Origin of the sequence: Devosia honganensis (genome assembly GCF_042648785.1) — a bacterium.
GTDB classification, from domain to species: Bacteria; Pseudomonadota; Alphaproteobacteria; order Rhizobiales; family Devosiaceae; genus Devosia; species Devosia honganensis.
Genome location: NZ_JBHRYD010000001.1, coordinates 1,269,926 through 1,281,975 on the forward strand (window position 1 = coordinate 1,269,926; position 12,050 = coordinate 1,281,975).

At 64.2% G+C, this 12,050-nt stretch carries 14 protein-coding genes and 1 pseudogene; 14 read left to right on the top strand and 1 reads right to left on the bottom strand.

The genetic code is table 11. The annotated features are described in order from the left end of the window. The first annotated feature begins 35 nt into the window (after window positions 1-35). From ACFOOL_RS06080 to ACFOOL_RS06100, 5 genes are all read left to right on the top strand, one after another. Entirely contained in the window at window positions 36-1,868 is a 1,833-nt protein-coding gene (locus ACFOOL_RS06080; protein ID WP_380095792.1) for an ATP-dependent nuclease, read from the top strand. Continuing rightward, on the top strand, window positions 1,865-3,196 hold the full coding sequence (locus tag ACFOOL_RS06085; RefSeq protein WP_380095794.1) for a UvrD-helicase domain-containing protein: 1,332 nt from the start codon (window positions 1,865-1,867) through the stop codon (window positions 3,194-3,196). The genes ACFOOL_RS06080 and ACFOOL_RS06085 overlap by 4 nt, the downstream gene beginning before the upstream one ends. Window positions 3,197-3,560: 364 nt before the next feature. Further along, window positions 3,561-4,088 carry an antirestriction protein ArdA gene (locus ACFOOL_RS06090; RefSeq protein WP_380095796.1) on the top strand — a complete coding sequence of 176 codons (528 nt, stop codon included), beginning with the start codon at window positions 3,561-3,563 and terminating at the stop codon, window positions 4,086-4,088. A 187-nt stretch (window positions 4,089-4,275) separates the two neighbouring features. Continuing rightward, window positions 4,276-4,491, top strand: a complete 216-nt coding sequence (locus ACFOOL_RS06095) for a transcriptional regulator domain-containing protein (protein ID WP_380095798.1) — start codon at window positions 4,276-4,278, stop codon at window positions 4,489-4,491. A 46-nt stretch (window positions 4,492-4,537) separates the two neighbouring features. Continuing rightward, on the top strand, window positions 4,538-5,059 hold the full coding sequence (locus ACFOOL_RS06100; RefSeq protein WP_380095800.1) for a DUF2285 domain-containing protein: 522 nt from the start codon (window positions 4,538-4,540) through the stop codon (window positions 5,057-5,059). A 17-nt stretch (window positions 5,060-5,076) separates the two neighbouring features. Here ACFOOL_RS06100 and ACFOOL_RS06105 read toward each other — a convergent pair whose 3' ends face one another. Continuing rightward, window positions 5,077-5,364 carry a DNA -binding domain-containing protein gene (locus ACFOOL_RS06105; RefSeq protein WP_380095936.1) on the bottom strand — a complete coding sequence of 96 codons (288 nt, stop codon included), beginning with the start codon at window positions 5,362-5,364 and terminating at the stop codon, window positions 5,077-5,079. A gap of 462 nt (window positions 5,365-5,826) precedes the next feature. Between ACFOOL_RS06105 and ACFOOL_RS06110 the strand changes: the two genes are divergently transcribed. From ACFOOL_RS06110 to ACFOOL_RS06150, 9 genes and pseudogenes are all read left to right on the top strand, one after another. After that, a complete protein-coding gene (locus tag ACFOOL_RS06110) occupies window positions 5,827-6,096 on the top strand; it encodes a helix-turn-helix transcriptional regulator (protein ID WP_380095802.1) in 270 nt (89 codons plus the stop codon). Next, window positions 6,097-7,173, top strand: coding sequence for a replication initiator protein A (locus ACFOOL_RS06115; protein WP_380095804.1), 1,077 nt, complete (start codon window positions 6,097-6,099; stop codon window positions 7,171-7,173). Window positions 7,174-7,234: 61 nt separating this feature from the next. Continuing rightward, window positions 7,235-7,750, top strand: coding sequence for a DUF2840 domain-containing protein (locus ACFOOL_RS06120; RefSeq protein ID WP_380095805.1), 516 nt, complete (start codon window positions 7,235-7,237; stop codon window positions 7,748-7,750). Then, on the top strand, window positions 7,747-8,292 hold the full coding sequence (locus ACFOOL_RS06125) for a S26 family signal peptidase (RefSeq protein ID WP_380095807.1): 546 nt from the start codon (window positions 7,747-7,749) through the stop codon (window positions 8,290-8,292). Before ACFOOL_RS06120 ends, ACFOOL_RS06125 begins: the two co-directional genes overlap by 4 nt. A 37-nt stretch (window positions 8,293-8,329) precedes the next feature. Beyond that, window positions 8,330-8,665 (top strand): DUF736 domain-containing protein, encoded by a 336-nt coding sequence (locus ACFOOL_RS06130; RefSeq protein ID WP_125334611.1) that lies wholly within the window; start codon window positions 8,330-8,332, stop codon window positions 8,663-8,665. Next, window positions 8,662-9,612, top strand: coding sequence for a lytic transglycosylase domain-containing protein (locus ACFOOL_RS06135; RefSeq protein WP_380095809.1), 951 nt, complete (start codon window positions 8,662-8,664; stop codon window positions 9,610-9,612). The genes ACFOOL_RS06130 and ACFOOL_RS06135 overlap by 4 nt, the downstream gene beginning before the upstream one ends. After that, window positions 9,609-9,929: a hypothetical protein gene (locus ACFOOL_RS06140; RefSeq protein WP_380095811.1), complete on the top strand. Its 321-nt coding sequence runs from the start codon at window positions 9,609-9,611 to the stop codon at window positions 9,927-9,929. Before ACFOOL_RS06135 ends, ACFOOL_RS06140 begins: the two co-directional genes overlap by 4 nt. A 143-nt stretch (window positions 9,930-10,072) precedes the next feature. Continuing rightward, window positions 10,073-10,579: pseudogene (locus ACFOOL_RS06145) on the top strand (relaxase/mobilization nuclease domain-containing protein); the annotation flags it as partial. A 168-nt stretch (window positions 10,580-10,747) separates the two neighbouring features. Next, window positions 10,748-11,980 carry a DUF3363 domain-containing protein gene (locus ACFOOL_RS06150; RefSeq protein ID WP_380095938.1) on the top strand — a complete coding sequence of 411 codons (1,233 nt, stop codon included), beginning with the start codon at window positions 10,748-10,750 and terminating at the stop codon, window positions 11,978-11,980. The last annotated feature ends 70 nt before the right edge of the window (window positions 11,981-12,050 follow it).

The window sequence follows — 12,050 nt, forward strand, 5'->3', positions numbered from 1 at the left end:
CACAGGAATAGGGTTGAGGAGAAGGGGATACACGGATGCACATTGTCCGACTGAAGATCGCCGGTTTCAGAGGCGTTAGTTCGGCGGACATCACGCTTGGCCGCCATGCGGTGCTAGTCGGACCTAACAACAGCGGCAAGACCACGATCATCGAGGCGCTAGCCTTGCTGTTTGGGCGTGACCGACTGGTACGCCGCCTCACTGAGCATGATTTTCACGGCAGCGCGCCGAACGAGCAGGCACGCATTCTGTGCATCGCCACCGTTACGGGCTTTACGCCGAACGACCCGCATCACCATTCCTCTTGGTTCAGCCCCGAACGCGGCGTGGAGAAATGGTTCGATCCGAACGCTAGGACCCTAAGCGCCACATCGGATGCGCAGCACACCGAATTGGCAGTGCAGATCGGGTTTGCGGCGCGCTTCGATCTTGAAGAACTGGAGGCCGAGACGATCCGCTTCTTCGTGGACGATGAAGCCACGTTAGGCGACCCGTTCGCGGAAGACGCGCACCTGCGCACCATCCACACGAAAATTCTACAGGAACTGGGCTTCTTTCTGGTCCCGGCCTCGCGCACGTGGGACCGCTGGATTTCCTTTTCGTCGGAGTTGTTCCGCCGCGTGGTGGCGACGCGCGGGGACATGCCCGCGCAGGCCGTGCGGGCCGAACGGGCGCGCCTCTGGACTCCGCCCGAAGGCACCCGGCTTGAGGATCAGCCGGGATTGTCCGAGATCGTCGGCGCGGCCAATGACGAGTTGCGCGCGCTCATGGCCAGTGCGCCCAGACTCCAGTTGCGTTTGACCTCGACTGACAGCGATTCCGTTCTGGAAAGCGTGGTCCCGCACTTCGCGCACGGCACGGGGCCAACCCTTCCCTCGCAGCGGCAGGGTACGGGTCTTGTCTCGCTGCAAAGCCTTCTCTTACTCATGCAGTTCGGTAAGGCGCGCGCGGAAACGGGCCAGTCCTTTGTGCTGGCCGTCGAGGAACCCGAACTCCACATTCAGCCTTCGCAGCAGAAGCGACTGGTCAACCGTCTCAACGCGCTCTGCAACCAGACCCTCGTGACCACCCATTCGCCCATCGTCGCCGCGATGTTTCCCGCGTCCGATACGCTCTTTATCGAAACGCGCGGGGGAGTCCTGAACGCCAAACCGCTCATGGACGCCATACCTGCGCAGCCGACCAACCACCAGCAACACTTGCTCTTTGCATGGCGGCAGAAGCTCATTGGCGCGCTCATGCACGAAAGCGTCCTGATCCCCGAAGGGGTTTCGGACGTAGCATGGCTTGAGGCGCTGCAAACCGCCCTTGAACTGCATCAAGGCTGGCAGGACACCGGAGATGACGCGCCGCTTCTCTCCACCTTCGTTGGCATCGTACCGACCATCGACGCCAAGGTTGCCGACACGTTCGCCCTGGTCCGGGCCGTTCACGCGCAGCCTTGCATCCTCGTGGACGGCGACAATGACGGGCGCGGATACTTTGATGCGGTGAAGGCCAGCAATCCGCCGCCGCGCGCAGTCGTGTTCTGGCCGCAGGGCTGGGCGATGGAGCATGTGATTTCTTGGCTTGCAGGCGCGGACGAAGCCGCAATGCTGGCCGCGCTCGCAACCGGGTTGGGAACCCCGTTTGCCGACAGTCAAACGCTCACCGCTCATTTGCTGACCCAGAAGTCCTATGCCCCGACCCATGAGAGCGCCGCCGTCATTCTTATGGGGAATGCGGCCTGCCGGGAACGCGCCGCGCAGTTGCTCAATGCTTTGTGCACCGTGCTGCGCGATCCCGCGAACGCTAACACACCGCTCTTTACGCGCGTTGCGGCGGACTCGACCGCCGACATGCACGTGTTCCGGTTTGTGCCTGCATGACGTTCGATTTCTTCGAAGGCGCGGCGGGGACAGGAAAGACCCACAATCTCGTGGGCCGCGCGGGAGAGATCGTTCAGGACGGAGTGCTAGGCGAAAACCACAAGCTCTTGGCGCTCACCTTTATGAATGGCGCGCGCCGCCGTCTGGACGCGCGGCTTAGTGAGAACCCGGCTTTCCACCGGCGCTTTGCTTGCCAGACCTTCGACGTGTTTGCCCGGACACTGGCCGCGCGGCGCAGGAGCCTGATTACGCAAGCGATACTGGCGCAGGCCGGTGCGTTGAGCGAATTTGACGGACCGTGCGCCCTGGCGGCGGGCCTTCTGGATAACGAGGCCGTCCGCCAATGGGTGGCGCGAAGTTACCCGCTCGTTCTGGTCGATGAAGCGCAAGACCTTGATGAACACCGCTTGCGCATCCTGAAAGGGCTTGCACCCTCTTGCCGGATCGTGGCAGCGGCGGACGCCTTCCAGTGCCTTCACAACGGACGCGATACCGCGCCGCTCATGGGCTGGCTTGAAGGCGCGGGACAAATCCACCGTCTCACGCAGGTTCGGCGCACCACGCAGCAGGGCTTGCTGGCCGCCGCGCTCGCCGTGCGCGAAGGTCGCGATATGAAGACAGTTCTGGCAGCCAACACCTTCAACAACCGAACATCATGGAACGGCGCAGGCTTCCGCCTTCAAGACGCAGCGGCAACGCAGGCGAACACAGGGCTTCTGGCTTGGGCGATTGCCAATGATATAGCGCAGCGCCAAGGCCCGGTGGTCATTCTCACGCCGGATGGAAGCAACGCAATTATCCGCGCGGCGCTTGCTACCGTTCAGACAAGACAGTGGACGCGCAACAATGGCGCGACCTTCGGGCCGTATCCGCACACATGGGACCTACACGACAACGAAGAAGCGAACGCCTTGCTGGCTGATATCGCCTTGCCTGAAACGGCGTCCTGCGCCGATTTTCGTGCACTTCTCACGCCTTTGGCCGGATATGCGCCAATCGCGCAAGCCATCAATCGCATGGACCGTTTGCGCCGCGCACACGGGCAAGTAACTTTCACCGCCGCGCAAGTCACCGAGTTTGTGCGGGAGTCCGTGCGCAACCGTTCGCGTCTGGGCTTCCGACAGCAACCCGGTCATCTTGTTATGACAATCCAGCGCGCGAAGAACCGCGAGTTTCCAAACGTCATCGTGCTTTGGCCGCACACCGCCACAGGCGGCGCGGAACACCTGCGCAGGCTGCTCTACAACGGCATCACGCGCGCGCAGAACCATTGCACGGTTATCGTGCTGGGCCAGAACCGGATGAACGCACCGCCGTTCGCGCCATAGCGTGTGATCGGCGGTTGCAGCGAAGGGCTATTGCTAACTGGTAGGGCGTGCGAGAACCTCCTGCCACTGGCGGTCCTCCGGCTAACTACGGCGCAGTGTGGAAGCGCGTTCGGTCTTCGGGCCGGCGCGGTTGCCGCCGCATCCTGCTCGACAGGTTTGCTAAGGGCGTTGCCCTCGCGCCAGCAAGGTAAGTGAAACCGTCCGGTGTGGTGTCCCCAGCCTTCCGCGCTTCGCTTGTGCAGGCCGGGTGATTCCCCTCCACCCCCCGACCGCCCTTGCTCGTTGCTACCCCAGTCTCGGCGACGGCCAGAAGGTCAGGCGCGGCGTTTCGCTTCGCTGACCTTCAGACCCGAGGATCAGAGACATGACCAATGTATCCGGCAGCACCCCCCGCATCTATGTTGCTTGCCTTGCAGCTTACAATAACGGCTTTCTGCATGGAGCTTGGATCGACGCGAATCAGGACGCCGACCAGATCTGGGACGAGATTGCTGCGATGCTTGCACGTTCCCCCGTCGAGGACGCGGAGGAATACGCCATTCACGACTATGAGGGCTTCGAGGGCGTCAGCATCTCCGAATATGCTGGCATCGACAGCGTGGCGCGGATGGCCGCTTTCATCGCAGAACATGGCGCACTTGGCGCGGGCCTGCTGGAGCAGTTCGGCGGCGACATGGACAAAGCGGAATCCACCTTGGAGGATTGCTATCATGGTCAGTTCGCCAGTCTTGCCGACTACATGGAGGAGCTGACCACCGAAAGCGTCACGATCCCCGAGGCCCTGCGCTACTATGTCGATTGGGAAGCCATGGCGCGCGACGCTGAGATGGGCGGCGACCTGTTCACCATCGAGACGGCGCACGGCGAGGTGCATGTGTTCTCCAGCAGATGAAAACATGTTCTTCTGTCCGCACATGCGGACGGGCGACCCGAAGGCTCACCAATGCTACGAAAACACCAAAGAATGATCGGGTTAGCCGCTCAAGATATCTGCTTTGAGCGGGTTCTATATTTCCAGTGATCCTTGAACCTCTTTTTGCCGGGCGCTGCCCAGCATCCCGGCTTGGGGAGGTGACGCCATGCTCAGCATTGATTGGCGATCTCCGGCGGCATACGGGCACACAAAGCACATCCCTGCCGCTGGCTTCGCTTGGGAATACCTGCGCCGCAACGACGAATATCGTCGGGACTACCAGACCATCGCATTAGCCGGAGCGGCGGCTGCTCGCGATCTTGAAGAATTCGCGCATTGCTGGGGTTTGCGATTTCCCGTGCGATCCCGACGCGCCGCATGATCGGCAATCGCCGATCTGGAGTCCGCGCCTTCAACCGCAAGCCGTGATGTTGTCGCCGGTCGACCACAAGGACGACGACGCCGAACCAATATTCACGTTGGCGCATCTCGACGGTCTCGACCTGCGCCGCGCTGCCGATGGCTGGCACGGCATATGGCATGTGGACGGCGTCGCGCACCAGTTCTGGCTACCCGAGTTGATGCCGGACGCGGCCGCCTTCTATGCCGTTACCCTGCCGATGGATACCTTTCTGGAGCTTCGTGCTCACGCTGCCCGCCGCTTCTGGCGATCCCTCAACGGCCGCGCGCCCGGCCCCGATTTCAGAGCGGTGCCCGCCCAACTCCGAGAATGGCATATCCTGTCCCTGCGCGCGCTGGACGCCCGACTGTGCGGTGAAAGCTATCGTACCATCGCCGAAGTCCTGCTTGGCTTTAGCGGCACCAAGGAGGATTTCGAGAGCGACCCCCGCAAGAACAAGGCCCGCCGCCTGGTCGCGCACGGCATCAAAATGATGCGCGGGGGCTATCGCCTACTGCTCCATTATCCGATCAAGCCCAACAAGCGTTAATCGTGCTGGCGTGGCCCTCACGCCTTGTTGGCTGCCGCCTGCTCCAGAATTTTCCGATAGCCCTCACGCGACAGCCATTGCGCGCGTTCGAGATGGCTTTGCCAGCAACGGCGTGTTCGAAGTTCATCGGCGACCGGATCACGGTGCAGCACGATCTGCGCGACTTCCTTCCAGTCCGCGCCCTCGGCCTTCGCATCCAGCAAACGCAGATAGGTGACGTAATGCCGTTCGTCATAGACGGTTATGGTGTCGCCGGTCGGCGCTTCATCGTCCACATCTGGATCGAGTTCGACGGGAACCCGCATGGTCATTCCCCGTATCCGAGAGAGCTTGTCTGCGGTGCGCCCCCGCAAACGATTCTCTCTGACTCTTGGTGATCGGGGAGTTCGAAACCGTCACGAAACGGCCCCATGGCCTTTAGCTCGGAAAGCCTGTTGTATACGCCACAGGCTCCCCGACCATAAGGTCAAGGAGTTGGTGCCGTTCTGGCTGGCACCGGCCATTCGTGAGGGGTTTCGACGCCCCAGAGCAGCGCGTCTGCTCCGCTGCGATTCTTAACCGAACCGCGCGGGAATGTCTCCGGCTTTTCGGCGTGGCGGGCGACGAGCCGCTGAAATTCCTCATCTATTGGCAGCGCACCGCCCCGAAGGGGGTGCCGCCAGCGCATAGGCGCAAATGCGGCACGCTACGCGCCGCCGGTCTCTCGCCATGGTTCGCCACAGTCCGCTGCCGCCCCCCGGCAGCCCAATCCCGACTGGAGGTGATCCATGCCCAACCCGCTTGCGGGCCTGCCGCCGCGCCTGTTGCGCACCAAGGAAGCCGCGCGCTTCCTCGGCATATCCATCCGCACCCTTGAGAAACATCGCACCTACGGCACCGGCCCAACCTATCGCAAGGTCGGCGGGCGCGTCCTCTACACCGTCCGCGATCTGGAAGACTGGAGCGCGGCGGGCGAACGCAAATCCACCCGTGACAAGACCGCCGGCAGGGTCTTTCCAGCCCGTCCGCTCACGCCCGAAGAACGGGGCGACGGCTAGATGCTGCGCGAGGACGATCACGACCCCGCGCGGCCGGCCGAGGACAGCGAGCGCAGCCGCCTGGACCCCTTCGTGGTCGCCACAGGCGATGCGCCGCCGCGCGATCAGCGCGATTTGATGGAACGGCCGTTTTTCTCGCTGGCGAAGACCCCGCGCACCAAGCCGATTCTCTACAAGGCCGCCGACATAGAGGTGCAGGTGTTCGGGATGCCCAAGCACGGCATGGCGACCATATGGGACGCCGATGTGCTCATATGGGCGGCTTCGCAGATCGTCGCGGCCGAGAATAACGGCTTCGCCACGTCGCGGTTTGTCCGCTTCACGCCCTACCATCTGTTGCGCGCCATCGGACGCCCGACCGGCAATCACCAATACCGTCTTCTGAAAGCCGCGCTGGCGCGTCTGCAATCGACCGTCATAGCCACCACGATCCGCAACGGCCCGCATTGGCGTCGCCGGCAATTCTCATGGATCAACGAGTGGGAGGAAATGACCACGGGCGCCGGCCGCGTCGAGGGCATGGAGTTCGTCCTGCCCGAATGGTTCTACAACAGCGTCATCGACCGCTCGCTGGTCCTGACCATCGACCCGGCCTATTTCCGGCTGACTGGCGGCATCGAGCGATGGCTTTACCGCGTCGCCCGAAAGCACGCTGGGCACCAGCGCCACGGCTGGATTTTCGAGGTCGCGCACCTTCACCAGAAATCCGGCAGCCTCGCACGGCCGTCCGACTTCGCGCTTGATCTGCGCCGGATCGCGGCCCGCCAGCAGCTCCCCGGCTATCTGCTCCAGATCGAGCGGGAAGACGGCCGCGAGCTGCTGCGCATCCGCCCGGAAAACTTATCAACAGGCACTGTTGATAACCCTGTTAATGCCATCGGCACATCAGGCGCACGGGGTATCGGCACATCAGGCGCACGACTATCGGCAGATCAGGCGCACGAACCGCAGCTAACGCTTTGGCCTGAAACGCGGAATCCGACCGCTAACTTATCTAACAGAGAATCTAACTCTTTTTCTTTGACGCGCGCGCAGGCGAAGCGTGGTGCCGGTTGTGCCGGGAACGGCGAGCCATGACGCTCGCCGTTGACGCAGCGCACGCGCGCAATCCCCACCAGCACATCGCCGGAGACGCACAATGACCCGTCGCGCCCATCGGAGCGCGCACGGCCGTCCGCTGCCGGACGGGCCTGCGCCCTTCACAACATTGGTCGAGCTGACCTTCGAGAAACGCAAGGTCGAGCACTGGATACGCTTCGGTCGCAAGAGCTACGTACAGATCATCGACCGCCGCCGCAGCGTCGTCGGCTTCGCACCGGGCAGCGTCTTCGCCTTCGTCCGATGGGCATCTGGCGAGCATGGCACGGTCGTTTCCCGCATCGACATCGTGCGCGCCATCGGTCGGGGCGAGCCGTTCCAGACATTACCCTTCGTCCGCCCCGGCGGCGAAATCCTGTTGCGCCTCGATAGTTGGCCCAAGGTGCAGCGCGCGCTTGCCGCCATCGACGCCGTGGATGCGCTCGGTCTCGATCCGGCCGACGCCTCGCCGGACCACTGGCGGCATGTCCACAACCGTTTGACGGCCAATCTGGAGCCGCACGCCTACACGTCCGAGCGACATGCCGCGTGGCTTCACCGAAGGATCGACCCATGACACGCCGCCGCACCCTTACGGTGACGGCGCTGGCGGTGCTCGGCATCGCCGCTGCAAGCGCGGTCGAGACGCCGACGAAACTCATATGGAACGCCACCGCCAGCGCGCCAGTCGGATTCTACACCGTCGAGCCGGCCGACCGGATCGACGTGCCCGAGTTGGTCGCCATCATGCCGCCCGAACCGCTCGCCGCCTTCATGGTCGAGCGCGGCTATATCGCGCGAGGCGTTCCGCTCTTGAAGCGCGTGCTCGGCCTGCCGGGGCAGCGGGTATGCCGCTTGCGATCCACGATCACGGTTGACGGGATAGAGATGGGCGAGGCGCTGGAGCGCGATAGCCTCGGCCGCAATCTGCCCGTCTGGCAGGGCTGCCGCGTCATCGCTCCCGGCGAAATCTTCCTGATGAATTGGGAAGTCCGCGACAGCCTCGACGGCCGGTATTTCGGACCCGTCCCCGCAGCTTCCGTCATCGGCCGAGCGGTCCCGCTCTGGACCGATGAGGAAGGCGTCGGCCGCTACGAGTGGCGCGCGCCAACGCACTGAAACCACCCCCCCGAGAACCAACCACAGGAGATTTCCCATGGCAGAGATAGGCACCTTCACCCGCACCGAAACCGGCTATGCGGGAGAGCTTCATTCGTTCGGCCTTCACGAAAAGCTATTCATAGTCCCGGCCAAGCCGAGCGACGTGAAAAACGCGCCCGACTATCGCGTGCGCCTCGATAGCGAGGACGGCCCGGACGCCGGCCCCGCATGGAAAGACTCCAGCGAGAACGCTGGCGAGTTCGTGTCGATGCGATTGGAGGGACCGATCTTCCCGTTCCCGATCCGCGCCAAACTGTTCCAGTCCAACGACGATCCTTCGGTTTGGACCCTGCGTTGGAAGCACGCCCGGAAGATCGAGGATGAGGAATGACAGCCGCGCGCGTTCGGCCCGCCATCCGGTCCAAGATCGGCATCCCTTTGTTCGCGAAGCCGTGTTCGCGGTTCAAAATGCTCCACCGGAGCATTTTGCCGGCGGCGCTGCCGCCGTCACCGCTCACCCCATTCGTCCCGCTCGGCGACCAGACGGCCGACGCTTGCGTCTTGCCCTTGACCGCAGCGAGCACGCTGGCAGGCTGGCGGCGAAGCGGAGACAGGACTGCATGGCATTATGCCGTTCTGATACTGGCCGGCACGCTTTCCGTCTGCGCCGGATCAGGCGTTGCGGTCGCGCAATCCGCGCCCGTCGAGCGCCCGGCCGCCGCCCATCCCTATGCGGCTCACATCGCAGAGGCGTCGCAGCGTTTCGGAATCCCCGAGCACTGGATTCGCGCCGTGCTGCGCGCCGAGAGTGCGGGCGATGTGCGCGCGGTTTCGTCGGCCGGCGCAATGGGGTTGATGCAGGTGATGCCCGCGACATGGGCCGAGCTACGCAGTCGTTACGGTCTCGGCCGCGATCCTTACGACCCGCGCGATAACATCCTCGCAGGCACCGCCTACCTGCGCGAAATGTTCGACCGCTACGGCAATGTCGCGGCGATGCTCGCGGCATATAACGCTGGCCCCGGCCGCTATGACGAATACCTTGCGACCGGGCGCACTCTGCCGGCCGAGACACGGGCCTATGTCGCCGCGCTCGCGCCGGTTCTCAGCGGCGCGGCTGCAACCGAATCGCCATCATCGCCACCACCGCCGCCGGATTGGCGCGACGCTCCGCTGTTCGTCATGCGCCCGGCCGACACGCGGGCTGCCGCCGCGTCGCCGTCCGAGGTGCAATCAGGGGACGGCCGCGCTGCCGTTCTGGCGCGCGATCCCGCCCGTGCGGAGCCGCAGGACGGCAGTATCTTCGTGGCGAACACCAGCGACGGAGGAACGCCATGAGGGCGGCGTTCCTGCGCTCGGCGACGCTGGTTTCGGCATCCGGTCAGGCAGGTTTGCGCCCGGCAGGATTCCCGGCAGGAGGGGCAGAAAAGGCAGGAAGAGCGGAGGGCAAGATTAAAGAAGACGGCACCATGTCGGGCCGCTTCTGGAAATTATTGTTGTCTGCACACTGGTTAGGTTGCCGGTTCCGGCACCATGGTTTTGACGGGCCGCGTGCCGCGATTTCGCGCAAAGCCTTGGCTTTGCAGGGTTTCAAGCGACACCATACGCCCATATCGGCCTGTTTTCGGCGGTTTTGGCCGGAGTCGCGCCCATGAGCGCCGACGACGAAAACCGCTTCCGTCCGAAGCCCGGCCGCATCCGATCCGACACGCCGAAGGCTGGCAAGACCAAGAGCTTTTTCACGCAGGTCAAGAAGATCACCCGGCAGCATCAGGCGGCAGCCTCCCGCGATCATTCCATGCCGTCATCCGCCCGCCCGTCATCGCCGGGCCGTTCCCGCGCCGTGGTCGCCAGCGGCAAGGGCGTGAAGCGCGGCCGGGGCGCGAGCTTCGTGCGCGCCCGCAACATCTCCGGCCACTGGCATCATCGCCAGCCCGGCAGCCGCCGCGTGATCGTCAAGCAGCGCAGCGTCCGGGCCGCGTGGAAGGGCGGACGCGCCCGCGCGCATCTGCGCTATGTCCAGCGCGACGGCACGTCACGCGACGGCGAGCGGGGCCGGCTCTATTCGGCGACCGAGGACCGCGCCGATGGCGACGCCTTCCTTGATCGCGGCAAGGGCGACCGCCACCAATTCAGATTCATCGTCTCGCCCGAGGACGGCGCGGAGCTGTCGGACCTCACGGCCTACACCCGCGATTTCATGAAACAGGTGGAAGCCGACCTCGGCACGAAACTCGATTGGGTCGCCGTCAACCACTACAACACCGGCCATCCTCATGTGCATGTCATCGTCAACGGCCGCGACGATACCGGCCGGGATCTAGTCATCAACGGCGACTACCTTTCCGCCGGCCTCCGCGAACGCGCCAGCGAGCTTGCCAGTCTGGAACTTGGCCCCGTCATCGAGATCGAGCAGACCCGCAAGCTGTCGGCTGAAATCGACCAAGACCGTTTCACCCGGATCGACCGCGCCATGGCCGAGGAAGCCGATGCCCGTTACCTCGACCTGCGCCATGAACCGGCAGAGCCGAGGCGGCAGTTCGGGCGGACGCTGCGCCTGCGCCGTCTTACCAAGCTGGAGAAGATGGGGCTGGCGACGGAGCACGCGCCGGGCGTTTGGGAGTTGAGCAAGGACATGGAACCGGTCCTGCGTGAGTTGGGCGAGCGCGGCGACGTTATCCGAACCATGCAAAAGGCGCTCGGCCCGCAGGGCGGCGAACGCGATCCCATGAGCTTCCAAATCCATGACGGAGCGCCCGAGACGCCCATCGTCGGCTGCGTCGTGGACAAGCACCTGTCCGACGAGCTGGGAGAGAACCTGACAATCGTGGTGGACGGGATAGACGGCCGCACGCACCACATCGCCGGCATCGCGCCCGAACGGCTGGAGGATGCCCGCATAGGCAGCGTCATCCAGATCGGCCCGGCAGAAGCGGCAGCGCGACCGTCCGACCGCACCATCACGGCCATCGCCGAGGACGGCATCTATCGCCCGAGCCGCCATCTGGAGCAGGCGAAATTCGAGGGCCGTGTTCCGGGCGGCGACTACGAGGGCTATGTCGATGCCCATGTCCGGCGGCTGGAGGCGTTACGCCGCGCCGGAATCGTCGAGCGCATCGACGCCGACCAATGGCGCATCCCCGACGATCTGGTCAGCCGTGCAGCCGCCTATGACGCCGGTCGTGACCGGCAGGCCAGCGTTCGCGTCCTGTCCCCCGCCAATCTGGAAAGGCAGATACGTTCGGACGGGGCGACATGGTTGGACCGGCGATTGGTCCATGGCGAGACAGCCGACCTTGCGCCGACCGGCTTCGGCCAGCAGGTGCGCGAGGCGATGGACCAGCGCCGCGAGCATCACATCGAACAGGGCGATGCCACCCGAGCACGGGACGGCCGCATCTTCTATCGGCGTAGCCTTCTCGCCACCCTGCGCGAGCGCGAGGTTGCCCGCGTCGGCGCGGAGATGGTCGGGAGCAAGGGCCTGCCGTTCCGCGCTGCCACGGACGGCGAGAACGTGAGCGGCAAGTTCACTGGCACCGTGCAGCTATCGAGCGGCAAGTTCGCCGTGGTCGAAAAGAGCCATGAGTTCACACTTGTCCCGTGGCGGCCGGTCATCGACCGCCAGCTCGGCCGCGAGGTTATGGGCGTCGTGCAGGGCGGATCGGTGTCTTGGCAGTTAGGCCGGCAGAGAGGGATTGGACTCTAGGTGGTCCAACCCCGGATTGGCAGCTCGACGCATTGCGATGGAAGGGATGATCGGATAGGATCCGCCATCC